The organism is Pseudomonas putida (assembly GCA_041879295.1).
GTDB classification, from domain to species: Bacteria; Pseudomonadota; Gammaproteobacteria; order Pseudomonadales; family Pseudomonadaceae; genus Aquipseudomonas; species Aquipseudomonas putida_Y.
The window spans coordinates 3,909,138-3,928,716 of record CP047152.1; the positions used below are offsets into that span (position 1 = coordinate 3,909,138).

Consider the following 19,579-nt stretch of genomic DNA (forward strand, 5'->3'; position numbering starts at 1 on the left):
CACTTGCCACCCCGACAGTCGATCAGATTGCCACCAGGTGGCCATCGTCGAGCTTCAACACGCGGTCCATCTGCCGCGCCAGGTTGAGGTCGTGGGTGACCACCAGGAATGCCGTGCGCGAGGCACCGGACAGCTCCTGCATCAGCTCCTGGATGCCTTGGGCGGTATGGTGGTCGAGGTTGCCGGTCGGCTCGTCGAGCATCACCAGGCCGGGGCGGTTGACCAGCGCCCGGGCAATCGCCACGCGCTGGCGCTCACCGCCGGACAGCTCGGCCGGCTTGTGGTTCAAGCGGTGGCCCAGGCCTACCCGCTTGAGCAGCGCCTCGGCACGCTCCCGGGCCTCGGGGATGGGCGTTCGGCCGATCAGCAGCGGCATGCACACGTTCTCGATGGCGGTGAATTCCGGCAGCAGGTGGTGAAACTGGTAGACAAAGCCCAACTCACGGTTGCGCAGCAGGCCACGGGCACGCTCGCCCAGTGCCGACAGCTCTTCGCCCGCCAGCCATACGCTGCCCTGGGTCGGCCGGTCGAGGCCGCCCAGCAGGTTGAGCAAGGTACTCTTGCCTGAGCCGGAACTGCCGACGATGGCGACCCGCTCACCGGCTTGCAGCTCCAGGTTGAGCCCGGACAGCACCTGCACCGACTCCGGGCCCTCGTCGTAGGACTTGCCCAGGTTGCGGCAACTCAGAACGGCTTTATCACTCATGCGCGACTCACTCATAACGTAGCGCCTCTGCAGGCTGGGTGCGGGCCGCACGCCAGGCCGGATACAGGGTGGCGAAGAAACTCAGGACCAGTGCCGCACCGCAGACCATGTACACGTCCTGGGCCAGGATCTGCGACGGCAGGTAATCGATGAAGTACACGTCGGCGTTGAGGAACTTGTGCCCGATCAGTTTCTCGATGCCGGCGATCGCGGCGCTCACGTTCAGCGCCGCGAAGATCCCGACCACGGCGCCGATCAGGGTACCGATCACCCCGATCACCGTGCCCTGGACCATGAAGATGAGCATGATCTGCCCGGGCGTGGCGCCCAGGGTGCGCAGGATGGCGATGTCGCCGCGCTTGTCGTTGACCACCATCACCAGGGTGGAAATGATGTTGAACGCTGCCACCGCCACGATCAGCAGCAACAGCAGGCCGATCATGGCCTTTTCCATACGGATCGCCTGGTACAGGTTGCCGTGGGTACGGGTCCAGTCACGGCTATAGAATTCCTGGTCGCCCAGCTGCTGGGCGATGCTCCAGGCTACGCGCGGCGCCTGGAACAGGTCGTCGAACTTCAGGCGCAGGCCCTGGACCTGGTCGGGCTTCCAGCGGTGCAGGCGGGACAGGTCGCTGATGTTGGTCAGGCCCAGGTAGCCGTCGATCTCGCCCGCGCCAACGTGGAAAGTGCCAACCACGGTAAAGCGCTTCATGCGCGGGAACATGCCGGCAGGGGTCACGCTGACCTCGGGGGCGACGAAGGTGAGCTTGTCGCCGATGGCAACGCCCAGCTTGGCCGCTGCCTTGTCGCCGATCATGATGCCCCACTCGCCCGGCGCCAACTGGTCCAGGCGGCCTTGCAGGACGAAGTTGTCAATGATTGACACCTCGCGCTCGCGAGCGGGGTCGATGCCGTTGAGCAGCACCTTCTGCACCTTGCCATCATGGGTCAGCAGGCCCTGCATCTGGGTGAACGGCGCAACCGCTACCACCTGCGGATTCTGCTTTACTTGTTGGGCAAGGGCCTGCCAGTCGGCAATGGGTTGGCCGCTCTCCAGCGTGGCATGGGGAATCATGCCCAACACGCGGGTGCGCATCTCGTGATCGAAACCGTTCATCACCGACAGCACCACGATCATCACCACCACGCCCAGGGCGAGGCCGATCATCGAGGTCAGGGAAATGAACGAGACGAAGTGATTGCGACGTTTGGCACGGGTATAACGCGTGCCGATGAATGCGAAAAGAGGTCTGAACATGTCGGGGCTTGTTCGGATGAAAGGGAACGTCCTTGTGGCGAGGCGCCTACGGCGGCTTTACACTCGGACCACCGCCGCTACCTTGGGTTCGCCATGACGACATTAGACGAAGAAGATCGCCGCGAATACTACCGCATCGAAGATCGGATCGCACTTCAAATAAACCCCCTTAGCGCGGCCGAAGCCCTCGAGCCAGATGTGTTGCAAGATGATTCACCGCTGTTCAACCTGCTCAGCGAACTGCACTTGTCCGACTTCGAGTCGCAACACCTGTTGCGCCAGCTGAGCGACAAGGACCGCACGCTCGCCGCCTTCCTGCGGGCACAGAACAAGCGCCTCGACTTGCTTAGCGCGGTGGTTGCGCAAACCCTGCTTGGCGAGGTCGGCGAGCCAGTACCGGTGGTCATTTCCGAAGGCGGCATCGAATCCGTCCAAGCCACACGGATTGACCCGGGTACACGAGTGAAGGTGAAAATGGTGCTGATGCCGCGTGCCCATGGCCTGCTGCTGCGCGGCAAGGTCAGCCATTGCGACCCACGCCCGGAAGGCGGCTTCGAGGTCGGCACCGAGTTCATCGACATGACCGACGCCCAACGACAACTGCTGGCCCGTTACATCCTGCAGCGCCAGCAACAGCAACGGCGCCAGCAGCTGGAACTGAACGACCCTGCCTCCTGAGCCAATTTCCCCCTGATTTGAAGGAACGAACGTGACCCTGATCTACGGCCATCGCGGCGCCAAGGGCGAAGCACCCGAGAACACCCTGAAAAGCTTTCAGCAATGCCTGTCCCATGGCGTGACCCGCTGCGAGCTGGACCTGCACCTGTCAGCCGACAACGAACTGATGGTCATCCACGACGCCACCCTCAAGCGCACCACTGGCCGTCGCGGCAAAGTGGTCGAGCACCCGGCCGCCGACCTGGTCAAGATCGATGCCCGCAAAGGCGGCCCGGGCCATGTGCAGCCCTGCCCGATCCCGAAGCTGGAAGAGCTGTTCGAAAAATGCCCGTTCGAGCACTGGCAGCTGGAAGTGAAAAGCGCCTCGCGCACCCGCGCGGCCACCACTGTCCTGGCGATCCGTGAACTGGCCCAGCAATATGGCTTGCTGGACAAGGTGACCATCACCTCCAGTTCACGCGAGGTACTGGGCGCCGCCCTGGAACTGGTGCCGGACGTGAAACGCGGGCTGGTGGCCGAATACGCCTGGCTCGACCCGCTGAAGGTGGCACATAACTATGGCTGCGAGCTGCTGGCATTGAACTGGACACTGTGCACCCCCGAGCGCCTGCTCAAAGCACAGGGCCAGGGTTTGCATGTGTCGGTGTGGACGGTCAACGAGCCGGCACTGATGCGCCGGCTGGCTGACTTTGGTGTGGACAGCCTGATTACAGACTTTCCCGGTTTGGCCAAGACCACCCTCGGGTAGGGTTGAAATCGGTCTCTCCGACCGGCTCAGGCCACCGGTCGGAGCCGCTCAAAAAAGCCGGTTCAGGCCGTCATAGGCAGCTACCCGATAGGCTTCGGCCATGGTCGGGTAGTTGAACGTGGTGTTGACGAAGTACTTCAGGTTGTTGTGCTCACCTGGCTGGTTCATGATCGCCTGGCCAATGTGGACAATTTCCGAAGCCTGATAGCCGAAGCAATGCACACCGAGGATTTCCAGGGTTTCGCGGTGGAACAGGATCTTCAGCATGCCCTGCGGCTCGCCGGCGATCTGCGCACGCGCCATGCCTTTGAAGAAGGCCTTGCCCACTTCGTACGGCACTTTGGCCTGGGTCAGCTCCTGCTCGTTCTTGCCGATCGAGCTGATCTCCGGAATGGTGTAGATACCGGTCGGCACGTCGTTGACGAAGCGCCAGCTGCCATTGTCGACAATGCTGCCAGCGGCCGACCGGCCCTGGTCATGGGCCGCACTGGCCAGGCTTGGCCAGCCAATCACGTCACCGGCACCGTAGATGTTCGGCACGGCGGTGCGGTAGGCCTCGTCGACCTCGATCTGGCCGCGGCTATTCACCTTGATACCGATGTTTTCCAGGCCCAGCTTGTCGGTGTTGCCGGTACGGCCGTTGCACCAGAGCAAGGCGTCCGCCTTGATCTTCTTGCCCGACTTGAGGTGCAGGATCACCCCGTTGTCCAGGCCTTCGACGCGCTCGTAGTCTTCGTTGTGACGCACTGTGATGTTGTTGTTGCTGAAGTGGTAGCTCAGCGCCTGGGAAATTTCCGAGTCGAGGAAGCTCAGCAGTTGGCCGCGGTTGTCGACCAGCTCGACCAATACGCCTAGGCCACTGAAGATCGAAGCGTATTCGCAACCGATTACGCCGGCACCGTACACGATCAGCTTGCGCGGGGTATGGCTGAGGCTGAGGATGGTGTCGCTGTCGTAAACCCGCGGATGGTGGAAGTCGATGTCGGCCGGGCGGTAAGGGCGCGAGCCGGTTGCAATGATGATGTGCTTGGCGTTGAGCTTCTCGACCACGCCGTTCGGGCACACCACTTCCACGGTCTGCTCGTCGGCGAAGCTGCCGGTGCCGAAGAACACGTCGACGCGGTTGCGGGCATAGTAGCCGGTGCGCGATGCCACCTGCTTGGCGATGACCTTCTCGGCGCTTTTCAGCACGTCCGGGAACGAGAACCAGCGTGGCTCGCCGATGGCACGAAACATCGGGTTGGTGTTGAACTGCATGATCTGCCGCACCGAGTGACGCAGTGCCTTGGACGGAATGGTACCCAAGTGGGTGCAGTTGCCACCAACCTGGCGACGGTCATCGACCATCGCTACCTTGCGCCCTGCTTTGGCGGCGTTCATTGCCGCGCCTTCACCGGCCGGGCCGGAACCCAGCACCACTACGTCGTAGTTGTAGACAGCCATGCGTACTCCTTCAGAACTGGCCCGCAAGCCACGGTCGCTTGCGGGGCACGATCATGCCGCCGGGGCGCCATGAGAAAATTCGGGTGCAGTCTAATCAACCCGGAACGCCGCGCACATTAACCCTTGGTCGCGTCGTAGGCCAATTTTGCCCGCACTACATATGCTTCACCCATTCCCTGGCGGCAATCATCCCTGCTTGTGCTTTCACTGGCCTTTCACTGCCCGTTCGAACGCGGGCGTAGATCGGGAGACGAAGCCTCCCTCTGCTCGAGTCACCAAAACCGCAGCCAGGTCATGCGCCACGGCAAAATCCCAGCCTCGCTGCGGACCCAGGATGAGCAGCAGCGTCGAATAGCCGTCGGCCTGCAGTGCTGAGGCGTCCAGCACCGTAACGGCCGCCAGGTCATGCTCGACCGGGCGCCCGAGGCGGGCATCGAAGGTGTGCGAATAGCGCCGGCCATTCTGCTCGAAATAGTGCCGATAGTCACCCGAGGTTGATACTGAAAGGCTATTGACCGGGATGATCTGGCGGGCAACCTGCCGGTCTTCGCGAGGCAGTTCCAGGGCAATGCGCCAAGGGCTGCCGTCAGGCTTGCGGCCAACTGCCTTCAACTCGCCAGTGACCTCGGCGACAAAGCTGCCGACCCCCATGGCCTGCAGGCGCGCAGCGATCACGTCGACAGCATGGCCGGCGACGATGCTGTTGAGGTCGAGCTGCACCGGGGCATCCTTGCACAGGGCGCGCCCCTTGATGCGCAGGTGCTGGTAGCCCACACGCCGGCGCACCTGGGCCAGTGCCTGTGGTTCGGGCACCTGCTCGTGACGGGCCTGAGGGCCGAAGCCCCACAGGTCGAGCAACGGCTCTACCGTGAGATCGAAAGCGCCATCGCTCTGCTCGGCAAGGTGCTGGCCGAGGCTGACCAATTCGAGCATATCGGGCGGCAGGGCCAGGCACTGGCCGGCGGGTAACCGGTTGAACTGGCTGACGATGGAATCGCCGCGGTAGGTTGAATAGTGGTGGTCGATGTCATGCAGGATGGTTTCAACCGCCATCTGCACCTGGGCCGGCACCGGGCCACCAGGCTCGCGGACGTACTGGATGCTGTAGCTGCTGCCCATGGTCGGGCCACCCAGACGCTCCAGGGTGGGGCCCTGGTTGCAGGCGGTGAGTAGCAGCAGAATGAACAGTAGGGCTGTGCGCACAGTAGGGTTTCTCGGTTGCCGGTGCTGGCCTCTTCGCGGGTAAACCCGCTCCTACAGGGGCAGCGATAATCCTGTAGGAGCGGGTTTACCCGCGAAAGGGCCAGCACTGACAACACACATTCAGAATAAAAAAAACGGGAACCCGAAGGTTCCCGTTTTTTCATTGCCTTACAAGCGAATCAGCGTGGAAACGCTGGCGGGTTCACACCGGCCATGTCTTCCATCACACGAACCACCTGGCAGCTATAACCGAACTCGTTGTCGTACCAGACGTACAGAACAACGCGGTTGTCGTTGGCGATGGTCGCCTCTGCGTCAACCACACCGGCATGGCGCGAGCCCACGAAGTCGGTCGAAACCACTTCCTGCGAAGCCACGTAGTCGATCTGCTTGTGAAGTTCCGAGTGCATGGCGGTCTGGCGCAGGTACTCGTTGATCTCGTCGCGGGTGGTGGCCTTTTCCAGATTCAGGTTCAGGATGGCCATCGAAACGTTCGGCGTCGGGACACGAATGGCGTTGCCGGTCAGCTTGCCCTTCAGCACTGGCAGTGCCTTGGCAGCGGCGGTGGCGGCGCCGGTTTCGGTGATTACCATGTTCAGCGGCGCGGCACGGCCACGGCGGCTGCCCTTGTGGAAGTTGTCGATCAGGTTCTGGTCGTTGGTGAACGAGTGAACGGTTTCGACGTGGCCGTTGACGATGCCGTACTGATCGTTGATGGCCTTGAGCACCGGCACGATGGCATTGGTGGTGCAGGAGGCCGCCGAGATGATCTTGTCATCGGCAGTGATGTCACCGTGGTTGATACCGTGCACGATGTTCTTCAGCGCGCCCTTGCCAGGTGCGGTGAGGATCACGCGGGCAGCACCAGGGCAGGCCAGGTGCTGGCCCAGGCCGTCGGCGTCACGCCATACACCGGTGTTGTCAACAACAAGCGCATTGTCGATGCCGTACTGGGTGTAGTCGACTTCGCTCGGGTTCTTGGCGTAGATAACCTGGATCAGGTTGCCGTTGGCGGTGATGGTGTTGTTGGCTTCGTCGATGGTGATGGTGCCATCGAACGGACCATGCACCGAGTCACGGCGCAGCAGGCTGGCACGCTTGACCAGGTCGTTTTCGGCGCCTTTGCGCACGACGATGGCACGCAGACGCAGGCCGTCACCACCACCGGTTTTCTCGATCAGGATGCGCGCCAGCAGGCGGCCGATGCGACCGAAACCGTACAGAACAACGTCGGTGCCTTTACGCGCCGAAGCGTTCTGCTGGCCAACCACGTCAGCCAGCTCTTCACGGACGAACTGCTCGGCAGTGCGGCCATTGCCTTCCTGCTTGAACTTGTTGGCCAGCTTGCCCAGGTCGACCGATGCGGCGCCCAGTTTCAGCTCGCTCATGGCTTTGAGCAGGGGGAATGTCTCGTGGACGGACAGTTCGGTTTCGTCGGTTTGGCGGTGGCGCGCAAAGCGGTGCGCCTTGAGGATCGAGATAACCGAACGGTTGATCAGGCTGCGGCCATAAATCGAGCTCACCACGTTGTTATTGCGGTAGAGCTGACCGATAAGCGGGATCATCGCTTCAGCCAGGGCTTCACGATCAATCCACTCACCAAGACACTGGTCGGGCTTCTGAGTCACGGGAACCTTCCACATGTAGGGACAGAAAAAAGGGGCTACATTATGACGCCCCGACGCGGAACCGGCAATGAGCGCCTGTCGCAGTGACGCAAGCCAGCGCTCATGCCCTTTCGAGCCTGACAGCCGGCACCGTCACCGGTACAATCGGTCTCTTTGCCGCAACGCTTGGAGTGCAATCTCCCGTGTCAGTTCTGCGCCTACCGCAAATGTCGGCCACGGCCGGCAAACAAACCTGGGGCAACTTGCCCGGTGCCGCCCTCAGCCTTGCCATCGCCGAGGCTGCCAGCAGCGCTGGCCGCTTCACCCTGCTGCTGACGGCCGACAGCCAGGCCGCCGACCGTCTGGAGCAGGAGCTGCGCTTCTTTGCCCCGGGCCTGCCAGTGCTGCCGTTCCCCGATTGGGAAACCCTGCCCTACGACCTGTTCTCGCCGCACCAGGACATCATCTCCCAGCGCATCGCCAGCCTGTACCGCCTGCCGGAGCTGAGCCACGGCATCCTCGTGGTGCCGATCACCACCGCCCTGCACCGCCTGGCGCCCACACGCTTTCTGCTGGGCAGCAGCCTGGTGCTGGATGTGGGCCAGACCATCGACGTAGAGCAGATGCGCACGCGCCTGGAAGCCAGCGGTTATCGTTGCGTCGACACCGTCTACGAGCATGGCGAGTTCGCCGTGCGCGGCGCGCTGATCGACCTGTTCCCGATGGGCAGCAAGCTGCCCTACCGCATCGACCTGTTCGATAACGAGATCGAGACGCTGCGCACCTTCGACCCCGAGACCCAGCGCTCGATCGACAAGGTGGATTCGGTGCGCCTGCTGCCAGCACGCGAATTCCCGATGCAGAAGGAAGAAGTGACCCGCTTCAAGGCACGCTTTCGCGAGCGCTTCGACGTCGACTTCCGCCGCAGTGCAATCTTCCAGGACCTGGCCAGCGGCATCATCCCCGCCGGTATCGAGTACTACCTGCCGCTGTTCTTCGAAGACACCTCAACCCTGTTCGACTACCTGCCGACCGACACCCAGGTGTTCTCGCTCCCCGGCGTGGAACAGGCCGCCGAGCACTTCTGGAACGACGTGCGCGGGCGTTATGAAGACCGCCGCGGCGACCTCAGCCGGCCGCTGTTGCCGCCGGCCGAGCTGTTCATGCCGGTGGAAGATTGCTTCGCCCGGCTCAAGCAGTGGCCCCGGGTAGTGGTCAGCAGCGAAGAGCTCGACCCTGGGGTGGGCCGCGAGCGCTTCCCGGCGCGCGCCCTGCCCAACCTGGCCATCGAGGCCAAGGCCAACCAGCCGCTGGCCGAGCTGGCCAACTTCCTCGACCAGTTCCCCGGCCGCGTACTGTTCACTGCCGAATCAGCGGGCCGCCGTGAAGTGCTGCTGGAGCTGCTCGAACGGCTGAAGCTGCGCCCGCATACCGTCGATGGCTGGGACGATTTCATAACCGGTGCCGAGCGCCTGGCGATCACCATCGCCCCGCTGGACGACGGCCTGCTGCTGGACGACCCAGGCCTGGCCCTGATTGCCGAAAGCCCACTGTTCGGCCAGCGGGTGATGCAGCGCCGGCGCCGTGACAAGCGCGGCGAAACCGCCAACGACGCGGTCATCAAGAACCTCACCGAGCTGCGCGAAGGTGCGCCGGTGGTGCACATCGACCATGGTGTCGGCCGCTACCTGGGCCTGGCCACCCTGGAAATCGACGGCCAGGCCGCCGAATTCCTGACGCTGGAATACGCCGAGAACGCCAAGTTGTATGTGCCGGTGGCCAACCTGCACCTGATCGCCCGCTACACCGGCAGCGACGACGCCCTGGCACCGCTGCACCGGCTGGGTTCGGAGGCCTGGCAGAAAGCCAAGCGCAAGGCCGCCGAACAGGTCCGCGACGTGGCCGCCGAACTGCTCGACATCTATGCTCGCCGCGCCGCGCGCAAGGGCTATGCGTTTGCCGACCCATCCGCCGACTACGCCACCTTCAGCGCCGGCTTCCCGTTCGAGGAAACCCCGGACCAGCAGGCTGCAATCGAGGCCGTGCGAGCCGATATGCTGGCACCCAAGCCAATGGACCGCCTGGTCTGTGGCGACGTGGGCTTCGGCAAGACCGAAGTGGCCATGCGCGCGGCGTTCATCGCCGTGCACAGTGGCCGCCAGGTGGCTGTACTGGTGCCCACCACCCTGCTTGCCCAGCAGCATTACAACAGTTTCCGCGACCGCTTTGCCGACTGGCCCGTGACCGTGGAAGTGATGAGCCGCTTCAAGTCGGCCAAGGAAGTGGCCGCCGCCGCCGCGGACCTTGCCGAAGGCAAGATCGACATCCTCATCGGCACCCACAAGCTGCTGCAGGACGACGTGCGCTTCAAAGACCTGGGCCTGGCCATCATCGATGAAGAGCACCGCTTTGGCGTCCGCCAGAAAGAACAGCTGAAGGCGCTGCGCAGCGAGGTCGACATCCTCACCCTGACCGCCACGCCGATTCCGCGCACGCTGAACATGGCTGTGGCGGGCATGCGCGACCTGTCAATCATCGCCACGCCGCCAGCACGCCGCCTGTCTGTGCGCACCTTCGTCATGGAGCAGAACAAGAGCACGGTCAAGGAGGCGCTGCTGCGCGAACTGTTGCGCGGTGGCCAGGTGTACTACCTGCACAACGATGTGAAAACCATCGAAAAATGCGCCGCCGACCTTGCCGAGCTGGTGCCTGAGGCACGCATCGGCATCGGCCACGGGCAAATGCGCGAACGCGAGCTGGAACAGGTGATGAGCGATTTCTACCACAAGCGCTTCAACGTGCTGGTGGCCTCGACCATTATCGAAACCGGTATCGACGTGCCCAGCGCCAACACCATCGTCATCGAGCGCGCCGACAAGTTCGGCCTGGCCCAGCTGCACCAGTTGCGTGGCCGGGTTGGCCGTAGCCACCACCAGGCTTACGCCTACCTGCTCACACCTACCCGTCAGAAGGTCAGCGCCGACGCCGAAAAGCGCCTGGAGGCGATCGCCAACACACAAGACCTGGGCGCAGGCTTTGTGCTGGCCACCAACGACCTGGAAATCCGCGGGGCCGGCGAGCTGCTGGGCGAAGGCCAGAGCGGGCAGATCCAGGCGGTGGGCTTCACCCTGTACATGGAAATGCTCGAGCGCGCGGTCAAGGCAATCCGTAAAGGTACCCAGCCGAACCTTGAGCAACCACTGGGCGGCGGCCCGGAGATCAACCTGCGCCTGCCGGCACTGATCCCCGAAGACTACCTGCCTGACGTGCATGCGCGTCTGATCCTGTACAAACGCATTGCCTCGGCTGCCGACGAAGAAGGCCTCAAGGACTTGCAGGTCGAGATGATCGACCGCTTCGGCCTGTTGCCAGAGCCGACCAAGAACCTGATGCGCCTGACGTCGCTCAAGCTGCACGCGGAAAAGCTCGGGATCAAGAAAGTCGATGCGGGGCCCAATGGTGGCAAGCTCGAGTTCGAAGCCGAAACCCCGGTCGACCCGTTGACCCTGATCAAGCTGATCCAGGGTCAGCCCAAACGTTACAAGTTCGAAGGCGCTACCCAGTTCCGCTTCCTGGTACCGATGGAACGCCCCGACGAACGTTTCAATACCCTGGAGGCGCTGTTCGAGCGCCTGACCCCACAGCCTGCCTAAGGAAGACCCATGCGTGCCATCCGTTGCCTGACCCTGCTGCTGGCGCTGTTCGCCCCGGCTGCCTTCGCCGAAGGCCTGTATCAGGTAGAAATGATTCTGGTGCGGCAGAACAGCGTGCCCGCCTTCACCAGCCCGTTCGCCCCCGAAGACTGGAGCGCCGGCGCCCCACGCCTGACCAAGGACGCCGAGCGCCCCCCAGCACTGGAAGATGAAGCCACCCGCCTGGAAGCCACCGCCGACTACACGGTGCTGATGCACAAGGCCTGGCAGCAGCAGGTGGGCAGCGAACCCAGCCGCATCGCCGTGGGCGAAGGCACCGAACAGTTCGGGCACTTCCCTATCGAAGGCAACCTGAGCATCGCTGAAGGCCGCTTCATCACCGTCGAGGCCAACTTCTGGGTCAACCAGCTGGATGGCAACGGCAACGTGCTGCAAAGCGAGCAGTTCAGGCAAAGCAACAGCAACGTCAAGGGCGGCCAGCTGACCTTTCTCGACGGCGGGCACCTGGCGGTACTGCTGAAGGTGACACCACCGGGTACGCCGAAAATGCCGGTGATGGACCCGGAGATGATGGAGCAGTAGGCCAATGAAGCACGATGCCGCCGAGATGGTGAACGCTTATCCGAACTGGATTCAATCGTTCAGCAAAGCTGCCCTGCAGCGCGGTGAGCGGTATGCCGAGGAAGGCAGGGCCGAACTGGAAGGCGTGTATGGGCAGACCATCACCGCCAATTGCCAGGGGAGCGGCAACAACCACTACCGGCAACGCATCGAGCTGCACGTTGCGGGCGGCCGCTGCCATGTGCGCGGTGAATGCGATTGCCCGGTACGGCAAAACTGCAAGCATTGCGCCGCTGTACTCTTCTGCGTGAGCGACCGCTTTTCCAGTAGCGGGGGCATGCAAGCCAACCCGGGCACCCTGTCCGCCGAACTGCAGCACTGGTTGAGCGGCCTGGAGCAGGCCCCACCCAAAACTGACGCGACCGAAGACAAACGCGGGCGCATGGTGTGCTATCAGCTGCAGCTCACCGATGATGCTGGCTGCGCCCTGCTTGTCCGCAAAGGCACGCGAACGGAAGACGGCATCCGCTTCAGCCGCGTCCAGTCACTTTACGACTTTCTCTACGAACCACCGCGCTTCGTAACAGACGAAGACATCCGCATTCTGCGCCTGCTCTCGGCCCTGAATCAGGGCGGCGGCCAAGATCGCGGTTACAAACTGAAGGGCCACGAAGGTGGCGAGTTGTTCCAGCGCGCCCTCGAAACCGGGCGAATGTTCTTCGATACCGACTTCCCCCCGCTTCATGAAGGCCCGGTGCGCCATGCCGAGTTTCGCTGGGTACGCCTGGACAACGGAAACTACCGGGGGCGGTGGTACAGCGGCGAAGAAATGCTGCGCCGCGTCATCCCGCTGCTGCCGCTTTACTACCTGAACCTGCCGACCCGTGAAGTGGGCAAAGTCGAGCACAGCCTGGATCCGCATGTCGCCGTGCAGTTGACTATCGCACCCGATGTACCGGAACACCTGGTCGTCCCCCTGAGCCACAAGCTCAATGCCCTCAGCCACAAGGTGCCGACCCCGACGCAAGTGCAGGAGCAGTTGCTCGATAACATCCAGCCAAAGCCCCTTCTTGCTCTCGGCAGCCTCGAATACACCGCCTACATGCCGAAAACCGGTCGCATGCAACGGCAGATGCAACATCGCGCCGCATTGGCGTTCGATTATGACGGCTTGCAGGCCAGCGGCACCGATGAAAAGCCACTGACCCGCCTGGCAGGCAGCACCAGCCAGCACATTCGCCGCCAGACTCAAGCCGAGCAGGCATTGCGCCAGATGCTGCGCGATTTCGGCTTCAAACCTGCCACACGGCAGAGCAAGGCACTACCCGACAGCGCCGGCGAAATGCATCAATTGCCAGACGACGAAGCCTGGTTGCGCTTTGCCCGCGAAGGCCTGCCGCGCCTGCGCGAAGCCGGCTGGGACATCGACATTCACCGCGACTTCGCCTTCAACCTTCAGGAGGTGGACGACTGGTATGCAACCATCGACGAAGCGCCCGGCCATGAATGGTTCGACCTGGAACTAGGCATTGTGGTCGATGGCCAACGCCACAGCCTGCTGCCGATCGTATTGCACCTGCTGCGCAGCAGCCCGGAGCTGCTACGCCCTAGCGAACTGGCCCGGCGCAGTGACGATGAGCACCTGCTGATCGACCTCAACCGCGGCCGTCCCGATGCCCCCGCCTTGCGCGTCGCCCTGCCCTACGGCCGCATCAAGGCAGTCATGGGCACCCTGGGCGAGCTCTACTTGCACGAGGACACGGCAGGCCCGTCCCTGCGCATGGAGCGCGCCGACGCCGCGCGCCTGAACGAAATCGAAGGCCTGCCCCTGCACTGGGAAGGTGGCGAGCATGTACGCGATCTGGGCCGCCGCCTGCGCGATGCCCGCGACCTGCAGGTAGAACCGCCCACCGGGTTGCAGGCCAGCTTGCGCCCCTATCAGCAGCAAGGCCTGAACTGGCTGCAGGCCTTGCGCGAAATGGGTACCGGCGGCATCCTCGGCGACGACATGGGCCTGGGCAAGACCCTGCAGACCCTGGCCCATCTGCTGCTGGAGAAGCAATCCGGGCGCCTGAGTACACCGGCCCTGGCGGTCATGCCAACCAGCCTCATACCCAACTGGCTGGACGAAGCCCAGCGCTTCGCGCCCGGCCTGCGCGTACTGGCCCTGCATGGGCCGGGGCGCAGCAAGCACTTCTCCAAGCTCCATGAGTACGACCTGGTCCTGACCACTTACGCCCTGATACCACGCGACCTCGAACAGTTGCGCCCCCAGGCCTGGCACATGCTGATACTGGACGAGGCGCAAAACATCAAGAGCAGCAGCAGCAAGGCCGCCCTCGCCGTCTGCGAGCTACAGGCCGGCCAGCGCCTGTGCCTGACCGGCACGCCGATGGAAAACAACCTGGGCGAACTGTGGTCGATCTTCCACTTTCTGATGCCCGGCTGGCTGGGCGACCTGAAGCGCTTCAACCAGGATTACCGCAACCCGATCGAACGTCACGGTGACAGCGAGCGCATGGCCCACCTGGCCAGCCGCATCCGGCCGTTCCTGCTGCGCCGCACCAAAGAGCAGGTGGCCACAGAGCTGCCGGCCAAGACCGAGATGGTGCACTGGGTCGAGCTCAGTGACGCCCAGCGCGATACCTACGAGGCCGTGCGAGTAGCCATGGACCAGAAAGTCCGCGACGAAATCGCCCGCAATGGCGCCGCACGCAGCCAGATCGTGATCCTCGATGCGTTGCTCAAGCTGCGCCAGGTGTGCTGCGACCTGCGCCTGGTCAAGGGGGTGGAAAGCAAAGGCAACCAGGCCGACAAGGGCAAGCTGGGTGCGCTGCTGGAAATGCTCGAAGAACTGCTCAGCGAAGGGCGCCGGGTGTTGTTGTTCTCACAGTTCACCTCAATGCTGGCGCTGATCGAGCAGGAGCTCGAGAAGCGCAAGATCCGCTACAGCCTGCTGACCGGTGACACTCGCGACCGTCGCACGCCAGTGCAGCAGTTTCAGCAAGGTAACAGCGAAGTGTTCCTGATCAGCCTGAAGGCGGGGGGCGTAGGCTTGAACCTGACGGCGGCGGACACCGTGATCCACTTCGACCCCTGGTGGAACCCGGCCAGCGAAAACCAAGCTACTGACCGAGCCTACCGCATCGGTCAGGACAAGCCGGTGTTCGTGTTCAAGCTGATTACCCGGGGCACGGTGGAGGAGAAGATCCAGCTGCTGCAGCAGGAAAAGGCAGCATTGGCCGCCAGCCTGCTGGACGGCGGGCAGGCTGGGCAGTGGCGGCTTGGCGATGAAGAAATCGAGGCCCTGTTTGCGCCATTGCCCGGAAAACGCGGGCGATAGATCGAAAACGGATACAGCCCGCGCGGGCCTCTTCGCGGGCAAGCCCGCTCCTACAGGCACTGCACTGCCCCAGATGGCGATGCGGTAACTGTGGGAGCGAAGAGGCCAGCGCAATCAATCGACCAACTGAGCTTCCTTCAACGCCCCCAGCGCCTCCAGCCAGCGCGGCTGCTGGCGATAATCGGTTCGTGCAAAACCTTGCCCGCGCATCCGCGCAATCCGCGGCGACGGCTTGACCTTCATGCGCTGCGCCGCACTCAGCGCCAGCTCCGCCGCCGCCCGGTCATTGCACACCAGGCCCATGTCACAACCGGCGCTCAGCGCCGCCTCGATACGGCTGGCCGCGTCGCCCACCACATGCGCACCGGCCATCGACAGGTCATCACTGAAGATCACCCCGTCAAAGCCCAGCTCGCCACGCAAGATGTCCTGTAACCAACGCCGCGAGAAGCCGGCTGGCTGGTTATCGACCTGCGGGTAAATGACATGCGCCGGCATCACTGCCGCAAGCTGCCCACTCAGGCGGGTAAACGGCACCAGGTCGGCCTGGCGCAGTTGTTCCAGGCTGCGCTCATCGGTGGGGATAGCCACGTGCGAATCGGCTTCGGCCCAACCATGCCCCGGGAAATGCTTGCCACAAGCGGCCATACCCGCCGCATTCATGCCACGGATGAACGCGCCGGCCAGTCGCGTTGCACGCAGCGGGTCACCCTCGAACGCGCGGCTGCCCACCACGGCGCTACGCTGGTGGTCCAGGTCGAGCACCGGAGCAAAGCTGAGGTCCAGACCAACTGCCAGTACCTCGGTCGCCATCAGCCAGCCGCACTGCTCAGCCAGGTATTCAGCATTGTCGTTATCGGCCAGCGCACGCATGGCCGGCAGGCGCACGAAGCCCTGGCGCAGTCGTTGTACGCGACCACCCTCCTGGTCCACTGCCAGGATCAGTTCGGGGCGAATGGCGCGGATGGACGCGCACAGTTCGCGCACCTGGCGCGGGCTGTCGATATTGCGGGCAAAGATGATCAGGCCAGCCACTTCGGGCTGGCGCAGCAATTGACGGTCTTCGGCGGTCAGCCATTTACCGGCGATATCCACCATCAGGGAGCCTTGCAGGCTGACAGTCATGGGTAATCCTTCATTGAAGACAGAGAGAGGCCCAATCGGGGGCAGCAGACACCCACAGGCACGCGCCGCTGGCCACAGGCGAAGCCATGAGAGCACTGGTCAGCGAGGGAAATGTGAAGTAGATCGAGATCGGGCATGGGCGCTAGCTTAGCGGAAGCGCCCTGCCACGCCCAGCCTTCAGGCCTTGGCGGTAGCCGAGCTGGTCTTTGTTCGCGGGCGCAGCTGCGCAGTTGCCATCGCCTCGTCGGTCACACCGCTGTCAGCGCGCATGCCTGCCGCCAGGAACGGCACCATCAGGCGCATCACCTGCTCGATCGAAGTGTTGATGCCGAAGTCGGTCTCGGCAATCGCCCGCAAGGCCTTGATACCGGACATGCTGAAGGCCGCGGCACCCAGCATGAAGTGCACACGCCAGAACAGTTCCAGTGGCGGAATGCGTGGCGCAGCCTCGTTCACAAGCAGCATGTAGCGGCGGAACACCTTGCCGTACATGTCTTCCAGATAACGCCGCAGGTGACCCTGGCTCTGGCTGAACGCCAGACCCAGCAGGCGCATGAAGATCGACAGGTCGTTGTTGCTACGCGGCTGCACGGCCAACGCCTGCTCTACGAGCATTTCCAGCAGTTCTTCGAGGCTGGGCTTGTGCTCCGGCTTGGCCTGGCGCCGCTCCAGTTCACGCTCGAGACTGGCGCAGAACGGGCCAAGGAAACGCGAGAAAACAGCCTGGATCAGCGCCTTCTTGGAGCCGAAATGATAGTTGACTGCCGCCAGGTTGACCCCGGCCTTGCTGGTAATCAGCCGCAACGAGGTTTCGGCGAACCCCCTTTCCGCGAACAGCTGCTCGGCAGCATCGAGAATGCGTTCAACGGTTTCCGATTGGGCCATGACTACTCCGACTACTCCGCCAGACAAACAGGTGTTTGAAACATACGTTTCAGCCCTGCGTCTGTCAAGGCTCGGTGACTGGGCGGTCGCCATTTAAAAGGCGCAAGCTGGAAGCTGCAAGCATCAAATAACAGCAACACCGGCCGGATATCACGAAATCGCTTCTGGGGTGACTGAGATCGGATGGACTGCCGTTTCGCCCTTTCTTGCAGCTTGGAGCTTGCAGCGGGCCCGACACTGTATATAATCCCAGTCACTGTACAAAAAGACAGAGCGCTTACCATGTTGAAACTGACGCCACGCCAAGCCGAAATTCTCGCGTTCATCAAGCGCTGCCTGGAAGACAACGGCTTCCCGCCCACCCGCGCGGAGATTGCTCAGGAGCTGGGCTTCAAGTCGCCCAATGCCGCCGAGGAGCACCTCAAGGCGCTTGCCCGCAAGGGCGCGATCGAAATGACGCCGGGCGCTTCCCGCGGCATCCGCATCCCTGGCCTGGAAGCCAAGGCCGAAGAAGCCGGCCTGCCCATCATCGGCCGGGTAGCTGCCGGTGCGCCGATTCTTGCCGAACAGCACATCGAGCAATCCTGCAACATCAACCCTGCCTTCTTCCACCCCCAAGCCGACTATTTGCTGCGCGTACACGGCATGAGCATGAAGGACGTCGGCATCTTCGACGGTGACCTGCTGGCTGTGCACACCTGCCGTGAGGCCCGCAACGGCCAGATCGTGGTGGCGCGTATCGGCGACGAAGTCACCGTCAAGCGCTTCAAGCGCGAAGGCAGCAAAGTCTGGCTGCTTGCCGAAAACCCCGAATTCGCCCCCATCGAAGTCGACCTGAAAGAACAGGAACTGGTGATCGAGGGCTTGAGCGTCGGCGTCATTCGCCGCTGATCCAGGAGGCGTCATGCAGCAGTTCATTCACGCACCCGAGCAAGCCCAGTTGCCCCTGTTCGAAGCATTCCTCGCACAGCCCGTACTGCCAGGCCTGAAAGCCAGGGAGCCAGCGCGCAAGAGCAGCCAGCCCGAACTGTTCAGCGAACTGTCGCTGCGCGGCACCCCTGGCCACTGCCAAAGCCTGCTGGCACCGGTGCTGCGCGAGCTGAGCGAAGAGGACGAGGCCCGCTGGCTGACCCTGATCGCCCCGCCGCCAAGCCTGACCCAGGCCTGGCTGCGCGATGCCGGGCTCAACCGTGAACGTATTCTGCTGCTGCAACCCCGCAGCAATCAAAGCGCGCTGCAGCTGGCCTGTGAGGCCTTGCGCCTGGGCCTCAGCCACACCGTGGTGAGCTGGCTGGGCAACGTCAACGCCACTGCACGCCAGCAACTGCTACGTGCAGCCAGTGCCGGAAACGCACAAAGCCTGAACATCCGCCTCGGCTGATGTTCAGGCTTTGCCTGTCACTTCAAATAGCCTGATACGCTGCTGCACACTCAGTGCAGCACACGCGGCCCTTCATCACGCTCAAGCTCGCCATCCATCAGGCGACCAGCCATCTGCACGCCCACACTGAGCATGGCCTTGGCCACTTCCACATGCTGACCCTGCAGGAACACCTTGGCGTCTTCCGAGAAATCCAGGGTTACCAGAGAGCCCTCATCCTCGGCGCGACGAAGTTCGATGCGGCCATCAGGCAACTCGACAATTTCCAGAAAAGACGTAGACATAAATGGCAGTTCTCCGCGAAAGGCGATTATTGTACCAGCCGTTGCGGCTATCAGCACTCACTCAACGCGTCACGGAAACGTCTCACCAAACTTTTGAGGTCATTTCGCCAGCTTTCCAGCTCGGCACGCGACAGCGCTGGATGCTCAGGCTCATCAAGATTGACGGCTTGAATCAATGGCTGGGTAACGTCGGTTTTCGGCGCTTTTCTGGCGACCGGTGGTCGGAACAAATCGGCATAAGCACCGAGCATTTGCGCCAGCCAGGTTTCACGCTGGCGGGCCAGTTCCAGCAACTCGGCCACTTCCGGGATGGTTATACCATTAAGGGCATCGTCGGCCAGGGCCTGCTCCACCGTTGCGACAACCGGAAGGCGGTAGAAGCCCCCGATTTCATGGCACAGCCCCAACAGAGCACCATACAGGTGGAACAGCGCCGACTCGCGTTCAGCCTGAACCAAGCCCTGGGCATTCATGGCCTGGCTTTGTTCAGCCTTGGCCATGGACTCGAGGGCGAGGCCGGCGAAGAACAGTTTCTGGTTGGTGCGGGTGTAGAGTTCCTGGGCCATTTCAGTGCCCTCCCATAAGGCTACAAGGCGGATATCTGCATCATAAATGATTGGGGCCGCTTTGCGCCCTTCGCGGGCTTGCCCGCTCCCACCAGTACAGCGCCACATTCAAGGGCGGCGCGATACCTGTGGGAGCGG

16 protein-coding genes are annotated in these 19,579 nt (G+C 62.9%); 7 read left to right on the forward strand and 9 right to left on the reverse strand.

Translation table 11 applies throughout. From position 1 onward, the window contains the following. Positions 1-22: 22 nt before the first annotated feature. Positions 23-721, reverse strand: coding sequence for a lipoprotein-releasing ABC transporter ATP-binding protein LolD (gene lolD, locus GST84_18015; protein XGB14122.1), 699 nt, complete (start codon positions 719-721; stop codon positions 23-25). Next, positions 714-1,964, reverse strand: a complete 1,251-nt coding sequence (locus GST84_18020; protein XGB14123.1) for a lipoprotein-releasing ABC transporter permease subunit — start codon at positions 1,962-1,964, stop codon at positions 714-716. The genes lolD and GST84_18020 overlap by 8 nt, the downstream gene beginning before the upstream one ends. Positions 1,965-2,057: 93 nt before the next feature. On the opposite strand from GST84_18020, the gene GST84_18025 reads away from it, so the two are divergent. Together GST84_18025 and GST84_18030 are read left to right on the forward strand one after the other, a co-directional pair. Beyond that, positions 2,058-2,642 (forward strand): PilZ domain-containing protein, encoded by a 585-nt coding sequence (locus GST84_18025; GenBank protein XGB14124.1) that lies wholly within the window; start codon positions 2,058-2,060, stop codon positions 2,640-2,642. Positions 2,643-2,673: 31 nt separating this feature from the next. Then, the gene (locus GST84_18030) at positions 2,674-3,390 is read left to right on the forward strand and encodes a glycerophosphodiester phosphodiesterase (protein ID XGB14125.1); all 717 of its coding nucleotides are present in this window, start codon (positions 2,674-2,676) and stop codon (positions 3,388-3,390) included. A 48-nt stretch (positions 3,391-3,438) separates the two neighbouring features. Here GST84_18030 and GST84_18035 read toward each other — a convergent pair whose 3' ends face one another. The 3 genes from GST84_18035 to GST84_18045 all read right to left on the reverse strand — a co-directional run bounded on the left by GST84_18035 (position 3,439) and on the right by GST84_18045 (position 7,679). Beyond that, the gene (locus tag GST84_18035) at positions 3,439-4,833 is read right to left on the reverse strand and encodes a Si-specific NAD(P)(+) transhydrogenase (protein XGB14126.1); all 1,395 of its coding nucleotides are present in this window, start codon (positions 4,831-4,833) and stop codon (positions 3,439-3,441) included. A gap of 204 nt (positions 4,834-5,037) precedes the next feature. Continuing rightward, positions 5,038-6,036 carry an FAD:protein FMN transferase gene (locus GST84_18040; GenBank protein ID XGB14127.1) on the reverse strand — a complete coding sequence of 333 codons (999 nt, stop codon included), beginning with the start codon at positions 6,034-6,036 and terminating at the stop codon, positions 5,038-5,040. Between the two features lie 179 nt (positions 6,037-6,215). Further along, the gene (locus tag GST84_18045; GenBank protein XGB14128.1) at positions 6,216-7,679 is read right to left on the reverse strand and encodes a glyceraldehyde-3-phosphate dehydrogenase; all 1,464 of its coding nucleotides are present in this window, start codon (positions 7,677-7,679) and stop codon (positions 6,216-6,218) included. A gap of 167 nt (positions 7,680-7,846) precedes the next feature. Here GST84_18045 and GST84_18050 point away from each other — a divergent pair, with 167 nt between their 5' ends. Genes GST84_18050 through GST84_18060 form a run of 3 tightly spaced genes read left to right on the forward strand, consistent with a single transcriptional unit; the run spans position 7,847 to position 15,200 of the window. Continuing rightward, entirely contained in the window at positions 7,847-11,296 is a 3,450-nt protein-coding gene (locus GST84_18050; protein XGB14129.1) for a transcription-repair coupling factor, read from the forward strand. 9 nt (positions 11,297-11,305) lie between these two features. Next, positions 11,306-11,878 (forward strand): hypothetical protein, encoded by a 573-nt coding sequence (locus GST84_18055; GenBank protein ID XGB14130.1) that lies wholly within the window; start codon positions 11,306-11,308, stop codon positions 11,876-11,878. 4 nt (positions 11,879-11,882) lie between these two features. Then, a complete protein-coding gene (locus GST84_18060; protein XGB14131.1) occupies positions 11,883-15,200 on the forward strand; it encodes a helicase SNF2 in 3,318 nt (1,105 codons plus the stop codon). Positions 15,201-15,314: 114 nt separating this feature from the next. Here the strand turns inward: GST84_18060 and nagZ are convergent, their stop codons facing one another. Then, positions 15,315-16,325, reverse strand: coding sequence for a beta-N-acetylhexosaminidase (gene nagZ, locus GST84_18065; GenBank protein XGB14132.1), 1,011 nt, complete (start codon positions 16,323-16,325; stop codon positions 15,315-15,317). 177 nt (positions 16,326-16,502) lie between these two features. Continuing rightward, positions 16,503-17,210: a TetR family transcriptional regulator gene (locus tag GST84_18070; GenBank protein ID XGB14133.1), complete on the reverse strand. Its 708-nt coding sequence runs from the start codon at positions 17,208-17,210 to the stop codon at positions 16,503-16,505. A 282-nt stretch (positions 17,211-17,492) separates the two neighbouring features. Here GST84_18070 and lexA point away from each other — a divergent pair, with 282 nt between their 5' ends. Both lexA and GST84_18080 read left to right on the forward strand, forming a co-directional pair. After that, entirely contained in the window at positions 17,493-18,101 is a 609-nt protein-coding gene (lexA, locus tag GST84_18075) for a transcriptional repressor LexA (protein ID XGB14134.1), read from the forward strand. 13 nt (positions 18,102-18,114) lie between these two features. Next, positions 18,115-18,591: a CDP-glycerol--UDP-pyrophosphoryl-N-acetylglucosaminyl-N-acetylmannosamine glycerophosphotransferase gene (locus GST84_18080; GenBank protein ID XGB14135.1), complete on the forward strand. Its 477-nt coding sequence runs from the start codon at positions 18,115-18,117 to the stop codon at positions 18,589-18,591. Between the two features lie 50 nt (positions 18,592-18,641). On the opposite strand, the gene GST84_18085 is transcribed toward GST84_18080, so the two are convergent. Together GST84_18085 and GST84_18090 are read right to left on the reverse strand one after the other, a co-directional pair. Continuing rightward, positions 18,642-18,875 carry a hypothetical protein gene (locus tag GST84_18085; protein XGB14136.1) on the reverse strand — a complete coding sequence of 78 codons (234 nt, stop codon included), beginning with the start codon at positions 18,873-18,875 and terminating at the stop codon, positions 18,642-18,644. A 50-nt stretch (positions 18,876-18,925) separates the two neighbouring features. After that, entirely contained in the window at positions 18,926-19,441 is a 516-nt protein-coding gene (locus GST84_18090) for a PasA protein (protein XGB14137.1), read from the reverse strand. Between the last annotated feature and the right edge of the window lie 138 nt (positions 19,442-19,579).